Genomic DNA, 19,504 nt, shown 5'->3' on the forward strand with positions numbered 1-19,504 from the left:
CGGGAAGGCGCCTCATCCAGAGTGCGTCCGAGCTCCTGCAGCGGCGACTGCGGGATCGGTGACCGTCGGCCGCCCACGCACGCCCGCCTGGGCGAACAAGCTGATGACCGCGAGAAGGACGGTCAATGCCGTGTACCCGACGACGGCCGGCACATCACCGATCACGCCGGCCAGCTGGCCTTCGATGATGATCGGGACGCCGAAAGCGGTGTACGAGACCACGTAGATCCCGGCGACGACGCCGGCCCGCTGGTGCGGAGCGACGAGCGGGATGATCAGGCTGAGGGCGGCCGTGAACGAAGCCCCGAATGCGACGCCGGCGATGGCCTGCCCGATGAACATGAGTGGCAGGCTTGCGGCGAACACGCCCCCGATGATCCCGAGCGAGCCGAGAACGGCCGCCACGATGCCGATCGTCATCGCTCGTCGGGAGCCGACCCGGGCGAGGGCGAAGCCGGTGATGACGGACACGGCCGGCGCGATGAAACCGGCGACGCCGTTCAGCACGCCGCTGTCCAGGTGGAAGACGCTGCGCACCAGGCTGGGGGCGAGACCGCCGGACAATCCTGCGAGCATCCACACGGCGGCGACGACGGGTGCGGCGGCGATGAACTCCTTGCGTGCCGACGCGGGGATCACGATCCGGGGGATCATCGACCGCACGGCGCCGGGAGTGCGCGACACCGTCTCCGGCGAGAGGGCGACAACGACCGCTCCGGCGATCGTGAGCGCGAGCAGAGCCCCGAAGATGATCGTGTTGGCGGACGGGGTGACCTGGATCGCGATGCCGGCGACCAGCGATCCCACCGCCAGGCCTCCGGTGAGCCCGACGCTTCCGAGTATCGCTCCCAGCGACTTGCGCCCCGTCGGCGAGAGTTCGACGAGCGAGGCCGTGAACGCTGCCGTCGCCGCACCACTCGCGACCCCTTGCACGATCCTGCCGGCGATCACCCAGCCGACGTCGGGCGCGACGAGGAAGAGCAGGTTGGCCGCGATCTGGATGACCAGGGCCGCCACGAGGACCGGCCGTCGACCGAGGTGGTCGGAGAGGGACCCGAGCGTCAGGACTGCGGCGAGGAAGCCGGCGGCGTAGGCGGCGAAGGCGACGGTCAGCAGCGACGGCGGGAAACCCCACTGCTGACGGTAGACGACGAGCAGCGGAGTCAGGACTCCTGCCGAGAGGTAGAGGCTCGTGAACGCGAGTGCGGTGCCGGCGAGAGCCACCCTTCGAGAGAGCGTGAAACGGCGACCGGCGGGCGCCGGATCTGCAGCGTGGTGTGAGGACACGGGATTCTCCTTGGTGCCGATGCGATCAGTCGATGATGACGACGACACCGGACGGGCTGTCCAGCAGTTCGACCGTCAGCTCCGCCGCGCGATCGATGTGCACACGGGGCTCGGACGGGATCTGCTGTTCGTTGTAGGTTCCCGGACCGTAGAACTGGCCATAGCTCAGCACGACGCCGCCTTCGGCGAGCACCGAGCGCTCGAGCTCTGCGACCGCGAGCGCGTCGGGGCCGTCCGGAAGCTCCCATGCCACCGTCTGCGCCAGGATCTTCGGGGTGCCCGTCTGCCGGGAGGCCTCGATCAGATTCTGGTTGCCCTCCGTGCGAATGCGCGCGTTCAGCTCGGCGTGATCGCCGATCTTCGTGACATCGTCCGGGAGGTCGGTGAGTTCGTTCAGGATGACGTCGGGCTCGAACCGCCGGACGGCCTCGATGAGGGCTGCACGGTCGAACACATCGACGACGATCGGCTCGGCGCCCAGCTCTGCCAGGAGATCGGCCTTGCCGGGCGACCTCGTCATCCCGCCGACGGCGTGGCCCGCATCGACGAGCAGAGGGATGAGACGCGAACCGATGACGCCGGATGCGCCGGCGAGGAAGATTCTGGACATGGAAAGTGCCTGCTTTCTTGGTGGAATCGAAGGTGATAGCTCGACCTTACGCAGCAAGCGGTATGGGAGTATGGTCCACTTGTATGCCGAATCAGCAGACCACTTTCGCGGATGATCCCAGCACCGGCTCCGGGCTCGATCTCCTCCTCGAGATCAAGCGCCCCCGGCTGCGTGCGGGGCTGATCGACGCGCTCCGGGACGCGATACGGTCGGGACGCCTGGCCGCGGGCACCCGCCTCCCCGCATCCCGGGTGCTCGCCGACGACCTCGGCATCGCTCGCAGTACGGTGACGGAGTGCTATGCCGAATTGGTCGCGGAGGGTTGGCTCACCGCCCGGCAGGGCTCCGGCACCCGGGTGGCACGACTCGCTCCGCCGCGCGACGATTCGTCGGTTGCCCCCGCAGCCGACGCGCATCCCGGGAAAGCGGTGCAGGGCCTGCTGCCCGGCGCAGCGGAGTTCGCGGAGTTCCCCCGCCAGCAATGGCTCGCCGCTGCCCGCCGCGCGCTGGCTGCTGCACCATACAGCGCTTTCGGCTACGGCGACCCTGCCGGACGGATGGAGCTGCGCGTCGCTCTGTCCGACTACCTCTCGCGGGTGCGCGGGGTGCGAGCCGAGCCGGAACGGATCGTCATCAGTTCCGGCTTCCACCACGGCCTTGCGCTGACGGCCCAGGCGCTGACGGCTCGGGGCGCGCGCACTGTCGCCGTCGAAGGGTACGGGCTCGGACTGTACCGCGCCCTGCTCTCGGATGCGGGGCTGCGCATCCCGCCGCTGCTGGTGGATGACGACGGTGCTCGCACGGGTGACCTGAAGGACCTCGGCGCCGACGCGGTGCTGCTGACGCCCGCACACCAGTTCCCGACGGGTGTCGCCCTGGCCCCGGCGCGGCGCGCGGATGTGCGTGACTGGGCCCGCGCGTCCGGTGGCCTGATCCTCGAGGACGACTACGACGGCGAGTTCCGCTACGACCGCACACCCGTCGGAGCGCTTCAAGGGCTCGACCCGGAGCGGGTGCTCTATTTCGGCACCGCGAGCAAGTCGCTGGCACCGGCCCTCCGAGTGGGCTGGATGGTTGTTCCGGAGAGCATCCTCCCCGAGATCCTCGCGGCGAAGGGGCGCGTCGAAACGGTGAGCGTGCTCGACCAGTTGACCCTCGCCGAGTTCGTCACCTCGGGCGCCTTCGACCGTCACGTGCGCTCACGACGCCAGAACTACCGGCGACGTCGCGACCAGTTGATCTCAGCCCTGGCGCAGAGCTCACCCGAGGTGCGCGTGAAGGGCATGGCGGCCGGACTGCAAGCGCTGATCGAACTTCCGCGCGGGACAGAGGCCGCGGTGGTGCAGGCAGCGGCCCGGCTCGGGCTCATGGTCAGCGGAATGGCGGAGTTCCGCCACGAAGCCCTGCACGCGACGGCCGCCGTTCACGACGGGCTCGTCGTCAATTTCTCGGCCATCTCGGACAGCGCCTGGGAGGGAGCGCTCGACCTGCTGTGCAGCGTCATGCCTGCTCCGGGAAGACAGCGGCCCAATCGTCCTTCACGCTCACGACGGTGATGCCGCCGGCGGGGTCGGAAGCCGCGGCGAGGGCGTTCTCCGCACCTTTGTCGTACGGCACATCCCCGCGACCGGTGTCGTCGTCGTGGTGCACGAGCAGGCTGAGACTGAGCGGATGCTTCTGCACGTACTGGAGCATCTGCAGGTCGCCGTTCGAGTTTCCGCCGGCGAGGATGGGCCGCCGGCCGATCCTGGTCCAGATCCGCACGGGCTTCTCCGGTCCGTCGTCCATGAACGAGAAGGACGAGCCGTACCGCACCTCGCCGTCGTCCGTGTAGGAGAGGCCGACCGCCGAGCCGATCACACGCTCGGGCGGGATGCCATAGTTCGCCACCGTCATCGGACGCATGAAGTCGCGATCGCCTCCCGAGACGATGTAGCAGGTGAAGCCGTGGGCCTCGAGGTAGCGGAGCAGCTCGAGCATCGGCTGGTAGATGACACCGCTGTACGGTCGGCCCAGGGTGAGATGCCGGGCGACCCGGTAGAACTCCGCGACGGATGCCTCGTACTCGTCGACACTCTGCCCGGAGGTCGCCGCGAGGATGCCGGCGATCAACACCTTCAGGCCGGATTCGTCGCCCGAGTAGTGTTTGTCGACGGCATCGCCCAACCACGACAGGTCACCGGATGCCGCCGCCTTGTACGGCTGCGCGTCCGCGAGGGCAGGGTCGGCCTTCGCCGCGGCCGCCCACTGCTCGACGAGGAAGTGCAGTTGAGTGGGCATCGGCTTCTCGGTCCACAGAGTGCCGTCGTTGTCGAAGACGGCGACGCGTTCCTCCGCCGGTACGGCATCCGGTCCGTTTCCGCTGACCCGTTCGACGAAGTCGACGATCGCTGATCGGGTGGCCGTCGTGCGCCAGGACGGCAGTTCGTCCGTCATCAGTGGATCACCGCCTTCAGGAAGATCATCGCCAAGCCGAAGGCGGCCGTTCCCAGCGCACCGAGAGCGCAGATCGTCCAGTGCTTGCCGCGAAGGGCGAACACTGCGTAGCCCAGAATAGCGAGGATGAGTACGCCGAGCCAGAGTGCGGCCCAGATCGCGACCAGGTCCGGAACGATCTCCAGCGCTCCGATGAGCAGGATGATCGAAGGCGGAAGAGCGGACGTGAGAAAGCCGGCCGACCGCCGCACGGCACGCCGGAACGCCGTCCCGAGAGTCGTGTCGTCGCCCTCGAACACGCCGTGCCCCGCGATCGTGCCCGCATAGACGTGTGCAGCCCAGAAGACCACGACCGTGCCGAAGACGCTGAGGAAGACCTGCCAGGAAGACGCGCCATAGGAGCCGACGGCGACGACCATGCCACTGACGAGGATCGTTCCGTAGACCGATTCCTCGGTGATGAAGTCGACCCGGGCGGCGCGCGTCCGGCGAGCCGAATCGGGATCCCGCGGCAGACTCGTCATGTCGCGCTCTCACGAGTGCACGGCCCGTGCGTCAAACAGGTCATTCTCCACGCCCATCCGGCCGCCGTCGGCCTCAGCCACAGAGTATCGCCGAAGGCGCTCACCGGATACTGGTGAACGGTGTCACGAGCGCACCGGCCGGTACGTGATGTGCGTGACGAGGGAGGCGACCCGAACCGACACCCGCTCGAGCTGCTGCGCGGGCACCCCGTCGAAGATGCGCTCGCCGGCGCCGAGAATGCTCGGCGTGACGTGCAGTCGCAGTTCGTCGAGGAGGCCCGCGGCGAGGAACTGGTTGACCGTGCGAGCCCCGCCGGCGATCGAGATGTCCCGATCGGCGGCCACGGCCCGCGCCGACTCCAGCGCTGCCCCGATCCCTTCGGTGATGAAGTGGAAGGTGGTTCCGCCTTCCATCTCGATTGGCCGGTGCGGGTGGTGGGTGAGCACGAAGACCGGGTTGTGGAACGGCGGATTGGGGCCCCACCAGCCTCGCCACTCGCGGTCCCATTCGCCGCGGACCGGGCCGAACATGTTGCGGCCCATGATGATGGCGCCTGCATCGACGATTGCGTCGACTTCGGCCTTGTTCTCCTCGTGGGTGTCGAACATCCAGCCGTGGAGCCACGTCTCGTCGATGTCACCGAAGGGGGCCTCCTCGCGTTGGCCGAGTCCGGTCGCGAACCCGTCTGCCGAGACGGAGAGGTCGCTGAAGACGATGCTCATTGTGGAATCCCTCACTGGTCGTGTACTGCTATCGGCCGGGTGCCGTTCGCACCCGGCTCAGCCGAAGACGAGGTACGTCCCCGGTTTGCCCGGCTCGACGAGCTCGAACTTCAGGTCGAGATCGGTGCGCCGGATGAGCTCCACCTGTTGGGTGAACTGCTCATTCGTGACGAAGACGGCTGCGTCGACCATCCACTCCTCGGCGAACCACACCCGGAGGGCTGCGAGGAGCCGCTCGTCCATGCCGGTGTCCATCCGGGCTCGACGAGCCCAGAAGTAGACGACGACGTCGACGTCGGCCCACTGGTCGTCGCCGACGGGAGTGACTGCGGACTTCGCGAGAAAGGGGGCGCCCGGAGGAAAGATGTAGACGCAGCCCAGGCATTCGGCGCCATCGGGGCCCAGCACGGTGTACGTGAAGGCGCGACGTTCGGCATGGCGTTCTTCGAGCCCGACCAGGTCTTCTCGGTTCGCCTCGACCGTGAAATCGTCTTCGGGCCAGCTCGACTGCTCCCAGAGCCGAAGGTGCTCGCGGGTCTCCATCAGCGCGGCGTGGTCGGTCTCCGCGTCGCCGGCGACGATCGGACGGAGGACGAACTCTGCGGTCGTCATCCCGGCGGGAACGGGACCGCGCGAATAGATGTGTGACACGCGCGCCTCCTTCGACCAGCCAGTCAGGCTACCTCCCGCGGGCGCGTCCCTCAAGCCCCTGTTCGCCGGGAGCGGTCACGCGGGCTCCCGGCGCATCCGGCGCCTCACGATCGACAGCCACAGCCCGAGTCCGGCGACCCAGAGGAGCAGGACGGGGCCGGAGACGTAGACCGTCCACGCCAGCGCGTTCCAGAGCAGGAGGTAGGAGACCCCCGAGCCGAGGAGCGTCAGCGCGAGCGCCACGCTGCACACGCGAAGGATGAGTGGGAGGGCACCGCTCCCGTGTCGAGCGAGGGATGCGGCCAGGAACGCCAGAGCGAGCATCTTGACGCCATCCAATCGATTGACGGCGCCGTAGAGGTCGAATGCTGTGTGCGCCGTGTGCTGCTGAGAGGCGGCGATCATCGAGAGCCCGAGTGCGCACTGCGTCAACGAGATCATCACCGCGACCGCAGCGGACACGAGCGCCGACCGGCTCAGCGCGTATCCCCTCGCCTGCTGTGTGGTGGCGAGCAGCGCGAGCACGAACGCCAGCAGGATGCCGGCCAGGCCTTCGACGAGCACGAACTGCAGAGTGCCCAGGGCCGATTGCTTCGCGTACGCGTCGACGATCTCGGAGGCGGGCGCGTCGAGCGCGAGGTTGACGGGGAAGACGCTCAGCCCGACAGCCCACGTGACGACGTAGGCGAATCCGGCGATGGCCGGCGCGGCGGAGGGCAAGGAGAACCCGCGGTCGGCTGTCGCGTCGACCCGGTCGGGCGAGGGGAGGCTCGTGGAGGGTGTCATCGGCCGGTCTCCGCATCCGGGTCGTCCTGTCGCAGCTGACGGAGGACCGCGAGCGCGGCCTCGAGCTTCCAGACGGGGAACTGGGCGGCCTTCCGGTCGGCCCAGGCCTGACGAGCCGGCTCGACGTTCTCGAGGGCTTCGTGCCCGACGGCGGTGAGCGACCACAGCGGAGCGCGGAGGTCCGCCGGATTGGCCGATCTGGTCACGTAGCCGTCTTCGTCGAGACGATTCATGGACTCCTGCACGCTCTGGCGGCGCAGTCCACGGTCGCGGGCGAGGGCGGCAACCGTGGTGGGACCATCCTGAAGGCGGCCGAGCACGAGCCATCGCGACGCGGTGAGCCCCTGTTCGCTCACGAGCGCATCGCCTTGCTGCAGCAGGGCGCCGCTGGTCTTGAACACTTCGTCGACGAGCTGCGTGAGCAGTTCGTCCGGATCTGGATTATTGACAGGCACCTGTCAATAATAGACACTGACCACATCATCGGCGCAAGCGGCATGCGCGCGCCGGACAACAATGGAAAGGCGACACCGTGTCGAACGTGCTCCCGGACGCACCAGCAGAGCGGACCCTGCTCGATCAACTCGGATTTCTGATCGGCCGATTCGGCGGACCGGAACTCATGCACGAGACGGCGTGGGCGCCGGCTGGTCGCGCTCACGGCCGCGCCGACGGCCGGCTCACCGCCCTCGCCCTGATCCAGGAGCAGGTGCAGTCGCGAGAAGGCGCGCCCGACTTCGAGGCGCTCAACATCTTCACCCTCGACGCCGCCACCGGTGACGTCTTCCTGTACTCCTTCGACTCCGTCGGCTACCTGCCGGACCCGCGGGCCAGAGGATCGTGGATCGGAGGAGAACTGGTCCTCGTTCGCTCGACCGCTCGTGGGCACAGCAGAACCCGCTATGCGGAGGTGCCTGACGGCTACCGCTGGATGAAGGAGTTCCGGCCGACCGAGGATGCGGAGTGGTCGACCGTCGTCGAGGGCGAGCTGACGAGAATCGGAGCCGGGGTGCCGGCCCCGCTGCCTCAGCCGTGAGAAGCGCGCGCTAACGGCCTCGCCGCAGCGCCACCGCGGTGAGCTCGTGCATCCCGTAGCTGTTGTCGTCGGGGTTGATGGTCACGCCGGGAGCAACGAGCTCGTCGATGCGGTCGAGCACATCGGCCGAGAGCGAGACGTCGGGCGCGGACAGGTACGACTCGAGCTGCTCCATCGTGCGGGGTCCGACGATCGCCGCCGTGACACCGGGGTGGTTGATCACGAACGCGATCGCCAGTTCGATGAGCGTCAGACCGGCCTGTTCGGCGAGCAGGGCGAGCTGCTCGACGATGTCGAGCTTGCGCTGATTCGCGGGACTGCTCATATCGAAACGTGCGCTCGGGCGGGCCGCAGACGTCGGCGCCGGTGGGGAATCCTTGCGCCACCGGCCCGACAGCCAGCCGCCGGAGAGGGGCGCATACGTGAGCGTGCCCATCCCGTGGCGCTGGGTCGTCGGAAGCACATCCTCTTCGATGCCCCGCACCAGAATCGAGTACGGCGGCTGCTCGGTCACGAATCGCTCGAGATTGCGCTGCCGCGACGCCCATTGTGCCTCGACGATCTGCGATCCGGAGTACGACGAGGAGCCGATGTATCGCACCTTGCCCTGGCGGACGAGATCGGTGAGCGCCCCGAGGGTCTCCTCCACGTCCATGTCGAGGCTGGGCCGGTGCACCTGGTACAGGTCGATGTAGTCGGTGTTCAGCCGGCGCAGCGAATTCTCGACCTCGCGGATGATCCAACGGCGGGAGCCCCCGCGCTGGTTGGGGTCCTCGCTCATCGGCATGAAGAACTTCGTCGCGAGGAACACGTCGTCACGCCGCCCCTCGAGCGCCTGGCCGACGATCTCCTCGGAGACCCCGGCCGAGTAGACGTCGGCGGTGTCGACGAAATTGATGCCCGCGTCGAGTGCTCGGTGGATGATCCGGGTGGAGTCGGCACGATCGTCGTTGCCCCACGGGCCGAACATCATCGCGCCGAGGCACAACGGGCTGACCATGACTCCGGTGCGGCCGAGTGGGCGGTAGTCCATGCGAGATCCTTCTCTCTGTCTCTGTCTCAGGCTTCGGGGATGACCATCGCGAACAGCTCGGCGCGCGCTACGTCCGGGTCTGGGCCGTTGCGCACCCCGGTGTCGAGAGCGTCGATACGGGCGAGCTCCTCCGGGCTGAGCTCGAAGTCGAACACGTCGAAGTTCTCGGCGATGCGGGAGGGGTTGGTCGACTTCGGGATGGCCGAGCGCCCCTGCTGGAGGTGCCAGCGGAGCATCACCTGGGCGGGACTCTTGGCGTGCGCGCCGGCGATGTCGAGGATCGTCGGGTCGTCCATCACGCTCCGGCGGTGCTCACCCCAGCCGGGGTAGAACGTGATGCCGCCGATCGGGGACCACGCCTGCGTGAGGGTGCCGCTCTCCGCATCCGTCGACTGCACGGCCGGCTGCGTGAAGTATGGGTGCAGCTCGACCTGATTCACGGCCGGAACGACATCGGTCGCCGCGAGCAGCCGCTCCAGGTGGTGCGGCATGAAGTTGCTGACGCCGATGGCGCGCACTTTGCCGTCGCCGAGAAGGGTCTCCAAGGCGCGGTAGGCGGCGATCGTCTTGTCGAAGCGGTCAGGCGCCGGCTGATGCAGGATCAGCAGATCCAGCTGGTCGACCCCGAGCTTGCCGGTCGCCTTCTCCCAGGCGTGGAGCGTCTCATCGTATCCGTAGTCGCTCACCCAGACCTTCGTCTCGATGAACACCTCCGACCGATCCAGACCCGACCGCCGGATGCCCTCGCCCACTTCGCGTTCGTTGAGGTACGCGGCCGCGGTGTCGATGAGGCGGTATCCGGTCGCCAGCGCGGTCTCGACGGCCGCGGTGGTCAGCTCGGGAGGACTCTGGAAGACCCCGAGGCCCAGGGCCGGCATCGTGACGCCGTTGTTGAGAGTGAGTTGCGTGACCATGTCTCCACGCTAGCCGCGTGCCTGCTGCAATGGGAGGGCGTGTGAGTACCTCCCTCGCGCGAGGCAGATCATCCCAATGAGGTGACGTTCACGACGCGGAGCCGCAATACAGTCGAGCCAACTCGGCGTTCGTCGCCGCTCGGCGTGGGCGCGGGTCCGTTGGAGGGAGTTGCGCATGTCCGACATCGAGTCCAAGCGGCCCGGGGGTGTGACCCTCGTCGGGGTGCTCACGTACCTCAAGGGATTCTTCGACCTCATCAGCGGCGTGCTGCTGGTCGTGTTCGCCTCCGTCGGCGAGGTGCAGCAGTCCGTCGGCGGCGCGTGGGTGACGGGGATCCTTCTCATCGTCATCGGGCTGATCGTCGTCTCGGTCGCGTCGATCCTGCTTCGCGGCAATCGCACGGCCCGTACCGTCATCGCCATCGTGCAAGTGGTCTCCATCGCCGCGAACGTCTACTCGATGTTCGTCGGCGCCTCGGTCGTCGGCGCGATCGTGAGCATCGTCGTCTCGCTCGTCGTCCTCGGCCTGCTCTTCCTCGGGAAGGCGCCGTCCTACTTCGCCCGGAACGGCGCCTGACCTCGACGCGACAGCACTGGTTCCGGCTCGACAACCGCAAGAAGGCAAATGAGATGAGCACGTACCCCCGGATCGCCGAACACGGTCTGATCGGCGACCTTCAGACCGCAGCGCTCGTCGCAACCGACGGGACCATCGACTGGTTCTGCAGCCCGCGCTTCGACTCGCCGAGCATCTTCGCCTCGCTGCTCGACGAGGAGCGCGGAGGTCACTTCAGTGCCCGCCCACACGATGATGCCTTCGACGTGAAGCAACTGTATTTTCCGGATACGGCCATCCTCGTCACGCGTTTCCTGTCCGACGGCGGGGTCGGAGAACTTATCGACTTCATGCCGACGGCGAACGGGACCCCCAGCGAGGATCACCGGCTGGTCCGGCTGATCCGCTGCGTGCGGGGAACGATCTCGTTCGACATCGAGGTGGCCCCCCGGTTCGACTACGGGCGCACACCTCATCAGTTGACCATCGCCGAGGATGGAGCGACCTTCGTCGCCGGCGGCACCACCCTCACCCTGAGCGTCATCCGAGATCCCGATGACGAGAGACTGGGCATCGTCGAGCGGGTGGGAGCGGCGGACCTGCACGTCTCCATCAGTCTCAGCGAGGGCCAGACGCGCGGGGTCGTCGTCGAGACGGGCACGGATGAGGCGCCGCGCGCCGTTCCGGCGGACGACGCCCGCCGCCTGTTCGATGACACAGCGCACTTCTGGCAGGACTGGGTGGGCCAGGCCAACTACACGGGCCGCTGGCGCGAAGAAGTGCAGAGGTCTGCGATCACCCTGAAGCTGCTGACGTACGCGCCGACCGGAGGACTGGTCGCCGCCCCGACCGCCGGTCTGCCGGAACAGATCGGAGGCGAGCGCAACTGGGACTACCGCTACACCTGGGTGCGGGATGCGTCGTTCTCGGTCAACACACTGGTGAAGATGGGCTTCCTCGAGGAGGCGACGGCGTTCGGCGTGTGGCTCCGCGATCGGGTGGCCGAGCAGGCGGGCACGACCACCGGGCCGCTGAACATCATGTACCGAATCGACGGGGACCCGAACCTCTCGGAGGAGATCATCGAGGAGTGGGAGGGCTACCGCGGTTCGCATCCGGTACGGATCGGGAACGGCGCGGCAGACCAGCTGCAACTCGACATCTACGGCGAGGCCATGGATGCCCTCTACCACGCTGATCTCGCGGGCGTCGAGATCGGCCAGCCGGGCTGGGACGCCATCTGCAGACTCCTCGACTGGCTCGCCGACAACTGGGATCAGCCCGAGGAGGGCATCTGGGAGACGCGGGGCGGGCGCAAGGAGTTCACGTACGGACGACTCATGTGCTGGGTCGCCTTCGACCGTGCGATCCGGCTCGCGGCCAAGCACGGGCGGCCTGCACCGCTCGACCGCTGGCTCACGGAGCGCGACGCGATCTACAACCAGATCATGGAGAAGGGCTGGAATGAGGAGCGGCACGCGTTCGTGCAGCAGTTCGGCGAGCCCATCCTCGACGCCTCGCTGCTGAAGATGCCGCAGGTGGGATTCGTGTCATCGCATGACCCGATGTGGGAGGGCACCATGGATGCGATCCAAGCCGAGCTCGTCTCGGACAGCCTGGTCTATCGCTACGACCCGAGCGCATCCCCCGACGGTCTGAAGGGCTCCGAAGGCACCTTCTCGCTCTGCACCTTCTACTACGTGGACGCACTCGCGCGGGCCGGCCGATTGGATGAGGCCCGCCTCACGTTCGAGAAGATGCTGACCTACGCGAATCACCTCGGCCTGTTCGCCGAGGAGATCGCACCCAACGGCGAGCAGCTCGGCAACTTTCCACAGGCATTCACGCACCTGGCGCTCATCGACGCCGCCATGATTCTCAACGAGGGCCTCGAGGACGCTGCCGCTCGAACCCGCCGGCGTTCCTGACCGCTTCTCGAAGCTCAGCCGATCGGCTGGGCGGGGCGCAACCGACCGGGCGATGTGTCGCGCCGCGGGGTCCGGCAGCCTCGCACTATGACAAACACCATTCAGCAGTCGCCTCTCGTGGCCGCCCGCGTGCTCGTCGGCGTGTACGCGGCACTCAGCATCGCGACCGTGGCCGCCATCGCCGTGCTGCAGGCCGTCGCCCCGGATCTCGCCGGTCCGGCCGCGTGGATCCGGGGGACGATCGTCGCGGCGACCTCGATCCTCATGCTCGTGTTCGCCAATCAAGCGGTCAGAGGTCATAGGCGCGCCCTGCTGCGATGGCGTATCGTGGCGGCGGTCATGATCGTCGCCATCGCCGTGATCGTGTCGATTCCCGGACTGATCCCGCTGTGGATGCGGTTGGAGCAGGTTCTGTGCGGGGTCCTCCTCATCGGCGTGGCGGCGCTCGTGTTTCGCCGCACACACCCCTGAGGAGGGCCGGATGGGTCGCACAGAGCGCTGGCCTCGCCTGGTCGTCTCGATCGGCCCGTACCTGGTGCTCGCGATCGTCGCGATCTTCGCCGTCGTCGACGGGCGCGGCTCCGGCACGGACGTCGCGGTGGACCTCGCCCTGCTCGCACTGCTGGGGGTGTGGATGCTCGGAGTGTTCACCCTGCATCCCGGCTGGCACGCGCATCCGGTCGCCATGGCCGTCTTCGTGGTCGTCGTCTTCGCGATCGTCACCGTTCTCGTGGCTCGGGAGCCGTGGTTCGGCGCGCTCGCGATCGTGGGATACATCTACTCGTTCGCGGTCGTGCCGTGGGCGTGGCGGATGCTCGCGGTCGCGGCGTTCGCCGTCCTCGCTGCGACCGCGCAGGCGTCGGGCGTCCCGAAGGACACCGCCGGCGGCCTGGTGACCTACGCGGCGATCATCGGGATCAACGTCATCGCGCTGTGTGTGTTCACCTGGATCCACTGGAGCAGCGGCGCCGTCAGCGAGCAGCGTCGGCAGGCGCTGGAGGAGAACTCCCGGCTTCACGAACAGCTCGTCGAGCAGGCGCGTGAGGCGGGCATCCTGGAGGAGCGTCAGCGCATGGCGCGAGAGATCCACGACACGCTGGCGCAGGGATTGGTCGGGATCGTCACCCAGCTTCAGGCGGCCGACCAGTCCGGCGGGAACATCGGCGAGCAGCGCAGGCATCTCGCGGCGGCGGAGACGCTCGCGCGCGAGAGCCTGACGGAGGCCCGCCGCTCGGTTCAGGCCCTGCGTCCGTCCGCTCTCGAGTCGACCTCGATGGCCGACGCGGTGCGCGACGTCGCGCACCGGTGGTCGGACGAGCACGGCATTGCGGTGGAGGCCACCGTCGTCGGCGAGCAGCGTCCGCTGGATCCCGACGCGGAGACCGGGCTGCTCCGTGCCGGGCAGGAGGCCCTCAGCAATGTCGCCCGGCACGCCGCGGCGCAGCGCGTCGTTGTGACACTCTCGTACCTGCCCGACCAGGTCATCCTCGACGTGCGGGATGACGGTAGCGGCTTCGACCTCGCGGCCCACGGCGACGGAGGCGAACGCGGCGATGCGGACGGCGGGTTCGGGCTCCTGGCGATGAGGCAGCGGGTCGCCGCCCTCGGGGGCACGGTGTCCGTCGAGTCGGAGCCCGCTCGCGGAACGGTGGTCTCCGTCTCGATCCCGTCGCGGGCGATGGTGCGATGACCGCGCCCATCCGCCTCGTCATCGCCGACGACCATCCCGTCGTCCGAGACGGCCTCGCCGGGATGTTCGCGTCGGATCCCGAATTCCTCGTCGTCGGCGAGGCGGCCGACGGTTACGAGGCCGTGGAGCTCGCGCAGAACCTACGCGCCGACGTCGTGCTCATGGACCTCCGCATGCCCCGGATGGACGGGCTCCAGGCGATCGCGCAGCTGAGGGCGATCGGGAGCGCGGCACGCGTGATCGTGCTCACCACCTACGACACCGACGCCGACGTCCTGCCCGCGCTCGAGGCCGGTGCGATCGGATTCCTGCTCAAGGATGCGGTGCGCGGAGACCTGCTCGGGGCCGTGCGCGCCGCCGCCCGAGGCCAGACCGTTCTCGCCCCCGCCGTGGCGGGCCGCCTCCTCGGGGGCACTCGTGCACCGGCAGCACAGACGCTCACCGCTCGCGAGCTCGCTGTGCTGTCTCTCGTCGCAGACGGCAACACCAACCAGTCGATCGCCGAGAAGCTCTACATCAGCCAGGCGACGGTGAAGAGTCACCTGCTCAACATCTACGCCAAACTCGGCGTCAACGATCGGGCGGCAGCGGTCGCGGAGGCCTTCCGGCAGCGTCTGCTGCCCGCCTGAGCCCGGCCGCTCCGGGATCGGCTGCCATAGTGGACTCCATGATCACGGAACACGCGCTGCTCCCTGTCGTCGCCGGACGCGAGAAGGACTTCGAGGCCGCGTTCCGCCTGGCGCGGCCGATCGTCGCCGCCATGCCCGGATGCCGCAGCGTATCCCTCTCCCGCTCGGTCGAGTCGCCCAGCAGCTACCTCCTCCTCATCGAGTGGGAGACGATCGAGGATCACACCGAGGGGTTCCGCGGATCGGCAGGCTACGCCGAGTGGCGCGGGCTGCTGCATCACTTCTACGATCCGTTCCCGGTGGTCGAGCACTTCGTCGCGGTGGACTAGGAGCATCCCGAGCCCGCTCCGGATCGGAGTCAGGACTCGAGAGCGGTGGACGCACGGACCACGAGACGGCAGGGCAGCGACTCGATGCCCGACTGCTCCTCCCCGTCGATCGCGGCGAAGAGGCGCTGCGCAGCCTGACGGCCCAGTTCTTCGAGGTTCATGTCCACACTGGTGAGCTGGGGACGCGACTCGGTCGTGAGTGTCTCCCAGTTGTCGAATCCCATGACGGCGACATCCACCGGGACGTTGATCCCCTTCTCGCGAAGGATGTCCAGCGCCCCGCGCGCGATCTGGTCGTTGCCGCAGATGATGCCGTCAAGGTCCGGATGCTGATCGAGCAGCGCCAGCGTCGAGGTACGGCCCCACGACTCCGACCAGCTGCCGTAGATCGCATCGCCCGCGACGAGATCGAGCCCGGCCGCCAGGAGGGTTTCGCTGATGCCGGCGGCGCGGTCGCGGGCGGCGACGTAGCCGCGTTCGCCCGTGACGTGGGCGATGCGCCGGCGGCCGGTGGAGATCAGATGCTGTGCGGCCAGCACGCCCGCACCGACGTTGTCGGGCACGAGGGAGAGGTCGCGGGGGTCGTCGGACGGCCCGTAGACGTAGACGACCGGTACGGGAAGGTCCCGGCCGAGGGAACGTCGAGGATCGGTGTTGGCGCCCAGGGCGATGAGCCCGTCGACGCGACGGCCGAGAAGCGCCTGCAGGTGATACTGCAGGCGGATGGAGTCGCCGCGGGCATCGCAGAGGAACACGGACATGCGGCCGGTGCCGAACGCATCCTCTGCGCCGGTCAGGATCGGGATGCTGAACCGGCCGATGAGGTCGTCGGTGAGCATTCCGACGGTGCCGGTCTGTCCCGCCAGCAGACCTTGGGCCATCGGGTTGGGGCGGAATTTGATCTTGTGGGCGGCTTCCAGAACACGGGTTCGGGTGTCGGGGTGCACCTGTCCCCGGTTGTTCAAAGCCTTCGATGCGGTGGCGATGGACACGCCCGACAGAGCGGCGACATCTTTCAGCGTCGGGTTGCGCACGCGACCTTCGTCGACCTCGTCCATAGCGATCCTCCCGCCGAGCACCGTTACCGAAACGGTTTCAGTGAGTACATCATAGGCAGTTGACGATCGGATCTGGTTGAGGTAAATTGCTGGCAACTCGTCACGAAAAGGTTTTCGGTAAGTTTCGGTGGCGCGTGTGCAATCACATCCAACGAAGGATCAATGATGAATTTCAACGAAGAACGACGCACGATCACCCACAACAGGAGTCGCCCCCGCATCCGATTCGGCCTGATGGCCGGCGCGATCGCGGCGGCCGCGGGCCTCATCCTCTCCGGCTGTTCGGCCGGGAGCGGCTCGTCCACCGCGGGCGGTTCCAACACCCTCACGGTCTGGCACTACTTCAGCGACCCGAACCAGGTGAAGGTGATGACCGACTACGCCGACCTGTTCCAGAAGGACAACAAGGGCGTAACGGTCAAGAACGTCTACGTTCCGTACGACCAGATGGACCAGAAGCTCATCGCGTCGGCCGGCGCCAAGACCGGGCCCGACGTCGTCGTGTTCAACGGCGCCGACGCCAGCAACCTCGCGCTTGCGGGCACGCTCGCTCCGCTCGACGACAAGTGGTCCTCGTTCGCCGACAAGGGCCAGTTCCCCGAGTCCGTCGTCCACAAGCTCAACGGCAAGACGTACGCCGTTCAGGGCTACGTGAACCTCCTCGGGCTCTGGTACAACAAGGACATCCTCGACTCGCTGGGCATCACGCCACCGACGACGATGGACGAGCTGAACAGCGCACTGGCCAAGGTCAAGGCTGCCGGCAAGTCGGGCATCACCCTCTCCGGCCTCCCCAACTCGCAGGGCGAATGGCAGGCGTACCCGTGGCTCACCGCGGCCGGCTTCGACCTTTCCAAGCCCTCGACCAGCGCACTCACGGCGGGATTCTCGACCGTCGCCGACTGGGTCGACAAGGGATACCTCTCCAAGGAAGCCACCACCTGGGACCAGACGGTGCCCTTCCAGAAGTTCGCAGCCGGAGACGTCGCGTTCGCTGAGAACGGCAACTGGCAGCTCGCGACCGCCAAGTCCACGGCCAAGTTCACCTACGGCGTCGTGCCCCTCCCGCTCGGGAAGTCGGGCAAGGTCTACCTCGGTGGCGAAGGCGAGGGCATCGGCGCGTTCAGCAAGAACCAGGATCTCGCGTGGAAGTACCTGCAGGAGACCTACTACTCGAGCGAAGGTCAGCTGATCGCGCTGAAGGACTCCGGGACCATCCCCGCCCGAGCGGACACCGCCTCGGACTCGGCCGTCACCGGAGACCCGCTGATCAAGCCCTTCGCCGAATCCATCTCCTCGATGGGCGCCAACTACCCCGCCGACGCGGTGCCGGCCGCGAGCGTTGCCAACCAGCAGCTCGCCGGCGGACAGGCGTGGAGTTCCGTGCTCGGAGGATCGTCGTCGCCCGCCGATGCCGCCGCCAAGTACAAGCAGTCGCTCGACCAGCTCCTGAGCGCCAAGTAGCAACGACCGGTACCGACGATGACTACCGCACAAGAATCATCCCGCCGCTCCGCCGTCCCCACGTCGCCGGTGCCGTCCGCCCGCAGGAGGAGGCGTTCGACCCACGGACGCCTCCTCTACGTGGTCCCCGCCGGAATCGTGCTCGCGGTGCTGGCGGCGTTCCCCCTGATCCAGCTCATCCGCATGAGCGTGAGCGCGGTGACGTCGGCGACACTGAACACCGACTGGATGTTCGTCGGCCTGCAGAACTTCGCCAACGGCTGGGAGCAGGGGGACACCCAGAACGCCATCGTGAACACGGCGATCTTCGTCGTGGTCGTCACGGTGCTCGGCCTCGGAGGCGGATTCGCGGCCGCTGTCGCGCTCCGCGCCAACACCAAGGCATCTGCCATCCTGCTCGGCCTGATGGTGTTCGTATGGGCGCTCCCGCCGGTGGTCAACGGCAGCGTGTGGAAGTTCCTCCTCGGCGACAACGGCCTGTTCAATTCCGTGTTCCACCTCTTCGGAGCGCAATCCTTCCCGTTCCTCTACGACACCCGGTTCGCGCTGCTCTCGGTGGCGCTCGTCAACTCGTGGGCGATCATCCCGTTCAATGCGCTGGTCTTCCGGGCGGCGATCCTCGGCATCCCCACCGAGGTGTACGAGGCGGCCCAGCTCGACGGGGCCAGCCCGTGGCAGGAGATCCGCCACATCATGATGGCGGCCGTGCGACCGACCACCCTGGTGCTCGCCGTGCTGACCATCGTCTACGCCTTCCGCAGCTTCGACTTCATCTACGTGATGACATACGGGGGCCCCGGAAAGACGACGAACACCCTGCCGTTCCTCGGCTACCTCCAGGCCTTCGTCCGCTTCGACTTCGGACTCGGGTCATCCACCGCGATCATCGCCGTTCTCTTCGTGATCGTGCTCGCCGTCATCTACGCACGCAGCGTGCGCAAGGAGGAATCGGACTGATGACCGCCATCACACCACCGAGTCAGACCATCGCGAAGCCGCGCGTGGCGACCCGGAACAGCCGCCGCCGCAGCCACCAGCGCACGCCGATCGCCGTTCTCTCACGGGTCCTCCTCTTCCTCATCTACGGCGTGCCCGTGCTCTGGATCCTCCTGACGTCGATCAAGAACCCCGGAGACGTGCTCTCGGACAAAGCCGCGTTCTTCTTCACGCCGACCCTGGATGCGTACACCAGCGTGTTCCAGTCGGGCGGGCTGTTCGAGGCGCTCGGCCAGTCGTTCACGATCGCCGCAGGCACGACCATCCTGACGCTCGCGGTGGCCATCCCGGCGGGCTACGGGCTGGCCCGGGTCGGCGGCCGGATCACGACGATCTGCCTCGGGCTCCTGATCGTGCTCCAGATGGTCCCGCAGACGGCGAACGTCATCCCGCTCTTCCAGATCTTCGGAAGCTGGGGACTGCTCGATTCGACGTTCGGCGTGATCCTCGCCGACACGGCCCTGCTCATCCCGTTCGCCGTCCTGCTGATGCGGCCGTTCTTCCGCGCGGTCCCGGATGCGCTCGAAGAGGCCGCCTCCATCGACGGCGCCTCCACCTGGCGCACGTTCCGGTCGATCGTGCTGCCTGTCGCCCGCAACGGCGTCGCGACCGCGGCGACCCTCGTGTTCCTGCTGTCCTGGGGCGAGTTCCTCTACGCCGTCAACTTCCTGCTCACGCCGGGCAAGTACCCGTTGAGCGCACTGCTGGCGCAGCAGGTGTCGGCCTTCGGCATCAACTGGCCGGGGCTCATGGCTCTGGCCGTCATCACATCCATTCCGATCCTGGTGCTCTTCGCCTGCACCTACCGACTCCTGCGCGAGGGTCTCACCCTCGGCGCGGTGAAATGACCTTGG

The 19,504-nt window shown here is 67.7% G+C and carries 22 protein-coding genes; 11 read left to right on the forward strand and 11 right to left on the reverse strand.

The genetic code is table 11. The annotated features are described in order from the left end of the window. Nucleotides 1-12: 12 nt before the first annotated feature. Together ACFVV0_RS00410 and ACFVV0_RS00415 are read right to left on the reverse strand one after the other, a co-directional pair. Complete coding sequence (locus ACFVV0_RS00410; RefSeq protein ID WP_387056936.1) at nucleotides 13-1,287, reverse strand: MFS transporter; 1,275 nt, start codon at nucleotides 1,285-1,287, stop codon at nucleotides 13-15. A 25-nt stretch (nucleotides 1,288-1,312) separates the two neighbouring features. After that, nucleotides 1,313-1,897: an SDR family oxidoreductase gene (locus ACFVV0_RS00415; RefSeq protein ID WP_387056938.1), complete on the reverse strand. Its 585-nt coding sequence runs from the start codon at nucleotides 1,895-1,897 to the stop codon at nucleotides 1,313-1,315. An 83-nt stretch (nucleotides 1,898-1,980) separates the two neighbouring features. Between ACFVV0_RS00415 and ACFVV0_RS00420 the strand changes: the two genes are divergently transcribed. Next, nucleotides 1,981-3,453 carry a PLP-dependent aminotransferase family protein gene (locus ACFVV0_RS00420; RefSeq protein WP_387056940.1) on the forward strand — a complete coding sequence of 491 codons (1,473 nt, stop codon included), beginning with the start codon at nucleotides 1,981-1,983 and terminating at the stop codon, nucleotides 3,451-3,453. On the opposite strand, the gene ACFVV0_RS00425 is transcribed toward ACFVV0_RS00420, so the two are convergent. From ACFVV0_RS00425 to ACFVV0_RS00450, 6 genes are all read right to left on the reverse strand, one after another. Then, on the reverse strand, nucleotides 3,398-4,333 hold the full coding sequence (locus tag ACFVV0_RS00425; protein WP_387056942.1) for an HAD family hydrolase: 936 nt from the start codon (nucleotides 4,331-4,333) through the stop codon (nucleotides 3,398-3,400). The two genes, ACFVV0_RS00420 and ACFVV0_RS00425, sit on opposite strands and share 56 nt — an antisense overlap. Continuing rightward, a complete protein-coding gene (locus ACFVV0_RS00430) occupies nucleotides 4,333-4,857 on the reverse strand; it encodes a hypothetical protein (protein WP_387056944.1) in 525 nt (174 codons plus the stop codon). Before ACFVV0_RS00430 ends, ACFVV0_RS00425 begins: the two co-directional genes overlap by 1 nt. Nucleotides 4,858-4,980: 123 nt before the next feature. Further along, on the reverse strand, nucleotides 4,981-5,580 hold the full coding sequence (locus tag ACFVV0_RS00435) for a dihydrofolate reductase family protein (protein WP_387056946.1): 600 nt from the start codon (nucleotides 5,578-5,580) through the stop codon (nucleotides 4,981-4,983). Nucleotides 5,581-5,637: 57 nt separating this feature from the next. Further along, nucleotides 5,638-6,231, reverse strand: a complete 594-nt coding sequence (locus ACFVV0_RS00440) for an N-acetyltransferase (protein WP_387056948.1) — start codon at nucleotides 6,229-6,231, stop codon at nucleotides 5,638-5,640. Nucleotides 6,232-6,306: 75 nt separating this feature from the next. Beyond that, nucleotides 6,307-7,017 (reverse strand): hypothetical protein, encoded by a 711-nt coding sequence (locus tag ACFVV0_RS00445; protein WP_387056950.1) that lies wholly within the window; start codon nucleotides 7,015-7,017, stop codon nucleotides 6,307-6,309. Beyond that, entirely contained in the window at nucleotides 7,014-7,472 is a 459-nt protein-coding gene (locus ACFVV0_RS00450) for a MarR family winged helix-turn-helix transcriptional regulator (protein WP_387056952.1), read from the reverse strand. Before ACFVV0_RS00450 ends, ACFVV0_RS00445 begins: the two co-directional genes overlap by 4 nt. 77 nt (nucleotides 7,473-7,549) lie before the next feature. On the opposite strand from ACFVV0_RS00450, the gene ACFVV0_RS00455 reads away from it, so the two are divergent. Beyond that, nucleotides 7,550-8,053, forward strand: a complete 504-nt coding sequence (locus ACFVV0_RS00455) for a hypothetical protein (protein ID WP_387056954.1) — start codon at nucleotides 7,550-7,552, stop codon at nucleotides 8,051-8,053. Nucleotides 8,054-8,063: 10 nt separating this feature from the next. Here the strand turns inward: ACFVV0_RS00455 and ACFVV0_RS00460 are convergent, their stop codons facing one another. After that, nucleotides 8,064-9,086 (reverse strand): aldo/keto reductase, encoded by a 1,023-nt coding sequence (locus ACFVV0_RS00460; protein ID WP_387056956.1) that lies wholly within the window; start codon nucleotides 9,084-9,086, stop codon nucleotides 8,064-8,066. A gap of 26 nt (nucleotides 9,087-9,112) precedes the next feature. Continuing rightward, the gene (locus ACFVV0_RS00465) at nucleotides 9,113-10,000 is read right to left on the reverse strand and encodes an aldo/keto reductase (protein ID WP_387056958.1); all 888 of its coding nucleotides are present in this window, start codon (nucleotides 9,998-10,000) and stop codon (nucleotides 9,113-9,115) included. 175 nt (nucleotides 10,001-10,175) lie between these two features. Here ACFVV0_RS00465 and ACFVV0_RS00470 point away from each other — a divergent pair, with 175 nt between their 5' ends. From ACFVV0_RS00470 to ACFVV0_RS00495, 6 genes are all read left to right on the forward strand, one after another. After that, entirely contained in the window at nucleotides 10,176-10,577 is a 402-nt protein-coding gene (locus tag ACFVV0_RS00470) for a hypothetical protein (RefSeq protein WP_387056960.1), read from the forward strand. A 53-nt stretch (nucleotides 10,578-10,630) separates the two neighbouring features. After that, on the forward strand, nucleotides 10,631-12,484 hold the full coding sequence (locus tag ACFVV0_RS00475) for a glycoside hydrolase family 15 protein (RefSeq protein WP_387056962.1): 1,854 nt from the start codon (nucleotides 10,631-10,633) through the stop codon (nucleotides 12,482-12,484). 87 nt (nucleotides 12,485-12,571) lie between these two features. After that, the gene (locus ACFVV0_RS00480) at nucleotides 12,572-12,955 is read left to right on the forward strand and encodes a hypothetical protein (protein ID WP_387056964.1); all 384 of its coding nucleotides are present in this window, start codon (nucleotides 12,572-12,574) and stop codon (nucleotides 12,953-12,955) included. Nucleotides 12,956-12,965: 10 nt separating this feature from the next. After that, nucleotides 12,966-14,174 (forward strand): sensor histidine kinase, encoded by a 1,209-nt coding sequence (locus tag ACFVV0_RS00485; RefSeq protein WP_387056966.1) that lies wholly within the window; start codon nucleotides 12,966-12,968, stop codon nucleotides 14,172-14,174. Beyond that, the gene (locus tag ACFVV0_RS00490) at nucleotides 14,171-14,803 is read left to right on the forward strand and encodes a response regulator (RefSeq protein ID WP_387056968.1); all 633 of its coding nucleotides are present in this window, start codon (nucleotides 14,171-14,173) and stop codon (nucleotides 14,801-14,803) included. Before ACFVV0_RS00485 ends, ACFVV0_RS00490 begins: the two co-directional genes overlap by 4 nt. 38 nt (nucleotides 14,804-14,841) lie before the next feature. Continuing rightward, nucleotides 14,842-15,132 carry an antibiotic biosynthesis monooxygenase family protein gene (locus tag ACFVV0_RS00495; RefSeq protein ID WP_387056970.1) on the forward strand — a complete coding sequence of 97 codons (291 nt, stop codon included), beginning with the start codon at nucleotides 14,842-14,844 and terminating at the stop codon, nucleotides 15,130-15,132. Between the two features lie 29 nt (nucleotides 15,133-15,161). On the opposite strand, the gene ACFVV0_RS00500 is transcribed toward ACFVV0_RS00495, so the two are convergent. Next, complete coding sequence (locus tag ACFVV0_RS00500) at nucleotides 15,162-16,190, reverse strand: LacI family DNA-binding transcriptional regulator (RefSeq protein WP_387056972.1); 1,029 nt, start codon at nucleotides 16,188-16,190, stop codon at nucleotides 15,162-15,164. A 165-nt stretch (nucleotides 16,191-16,355) separates the two neighbouring features. Between ACFVV0_RS00500 and ACFVV0_RS00505 the strand changes: the two genes are divergently transcribed. From ACFVV0_RS00505 to ACFVV0_RS00515, 3 genes are read left to right on the forward strand one after another with little or no spacing between them, the layout of a single operon-like run. Further along, nucleotides 16,356-17,654: an extracellular solute-binding protein gene (locus tag ACFVV0_RS00505; RefSeq protein ID WP_387056974.1), complete on the forward strand. Its 1,299-nt coding sequence runs from the start codon at nucleotides 16,356-16,358 to the stop codon at nucleotides 17,652-17,654. An 18-nt stretch (nucleotides 17,655-17,672) separates the two neighbouring features. Further along, nucleotides 17,673-18,611 (forward strand): carbohydrate ABC transporter permease, encoded by a 939-nt coding sequence (locus ACFVV0_RS00510; protein ID WP_387056976.1) that lies wholly within the window; start codon nucleotides 17,673-17,675, stop codon nucleotides 18,609-18,611. Then, on the forward strand, nucleotides 18,611-19,498 hold the full coding sequence (locus ACFVV0_RS00515) for a carbohydrate ABC transporter permease (protein ID WP_387056978.1): 888 nt from the start codon (nucleotides 18,611-18,613) through the stop codon (nucleotides 19,496-19,498). The genes ACFVV0_RS00510 and ACFVV0_RS00515 overlap by 1 nt, the downstream gene beginning before the upstream one ends. Nucleotides 19,499-19,504 lie beyond the last annotated feature (6 nt).

The sequence above is a fragment of the Leifsonia sp. NPDC058230 genome, from assembly GCF_042882245.1.
In the GTDB taxonomy this organism is placed as follows: domain Bacteria; phylum Actinomycetota; class Actinomycetes; order Actinomycetales; family Microbacteriaceae; genus Leifsonia.

Excerpts from the sequence above, each read along its gene's own strand:
- ACFVV0_RS00415 (WP_387056938.1), bottom strand. The coding sequence starts at position 1,897 with ATGTCCAGAATCTTCCTCGCCGGCGCATCCGGCGTCATCGGTTCGCGT.
- ACFVV0_RS00420 (WP_387056940.1), top strand. The coding sequence starts at position 1,981 with ATGCCGAATCAGCAGACCACTTTCGCGGATGATCCCAGCACCGGCTCC.
- ACFVV0_RS00425 (WP_387056942.1), bottom strand. The coding sequence starts at position 4,333 with ATGACGGACGAACTGCCGTCCTGGCGCACGACGGCCACCCGATCAGCG.
- ACFVV0_RS00430 (WP_387056944.1), bottom strand. The coding sequence starts at position 4,857 with ATGACGAGTCTGCCGCGGGATCCCGATTCGGCTCGCCGGACGCGCGCC.
- ACFVV0_RS00435 (WP_387056946.1), bottom strand. The coding sequence starts at position 5,580 with ATGAGCATCGTCTTCAGCGACCTCTCCGTCTCGGCAGACGGGTTCGCG.
- ACFVV0_RS00445 (WP_387056950.1), bottom strand. The coding sequence starts at position 7,017 with ATGACACCCTCCACGAGCCTCCCCTCGCCCGACCGGGTCGACGCGACA.
- ACFVV0_RS00460 (WP_387056956.1), bottom strand. The coding sequence starts at position 9,086 with ATGGACTACCGCCCACTCGGCCGCACCGGAGTCATGGTCAGCCCGTTG.
- ACFVV0_RS00465 (WP_387056958.1), bottom strand. The coding sequence starts at position 10,000 with ATGGTCACGCAACTCACTCTCAACAACGGCGTCACGATGCCGGCCCTG.
- ACFVV0_RS00470 (WP_387056960.1), top strand. The coding sequence starts at position 10,176 with ATGTCCGACATCGAGTCCAAGCGGCCCGGGGGTGTGACCCTCGTCGGG.
- ACFVV0_RS00475 (WP_387056962.1), top strand. The coding sequence starts at position 10,631 with ATGAGCACGTACCCCCGGATCGCCGAACACGGTCTGATCGGCGACCTT.
- ACFVV0_RS00480 (WP_387056964.1), top strand. The coding sequence starts at position 12,572 with ATGACAAACACCATTCAGCAGTCGCCTCTCGTGGCCGCCCGCGTGCTC.
- ACFVV0_RS00485 (WP_387056966.1), top strand. The coding sequence starts at position 12,966 with ATGGGTCGCACAGAGCGCTGGCCTCGCCTGGTCGTCTCGATCGGCCCG.
- ACFVV0_RS00490 (WP_387056968.1), top strand. The coding sequence starts at position 14,171 with ATGACCGCGCCCATCCGCCTCGTCATCGCCGACGACCATCCCGTCGTC.
- ACFVV0_RS00495 (WP_387056970.1), top strand. The coding sequence starts at position 14,842 with ATGATCACGGAACACGCGCTGCTCCCTGTCGTCGCCGGACGCGAGAAG.
- ACFVV0_RS00500 (WP_387056972.1), bottom strand. The coding sequence starts at position 16,190 with ATGGACGAGGTCGACGAAGGTCGCGTGCGCAACCCGACGCTGAAAGAT.
- ACFVV0_RS00505 (WP_387056974.1), top strand. The coding sequence starts at position 16,356 with ATGAATTTCAACGAAGAACGACGCACGATCACCCACAACAGGAGTCGC.
- ACFVV0_RS00510 (WP_387056976.1), top strand. The coding sequence starts at position 17,673 with ATGACTACCGCACAAGAATCATCCCGCCGCTCCGCCGTCCCCACGTCG.
- ACFVV0_RS00515 (WP_387056978.1), top strand. The coding sequence starts at position 18,611 with ATGACCGCCATCACACCACCGAGTCAGACCATCGCGAAGCCGCGCGTG.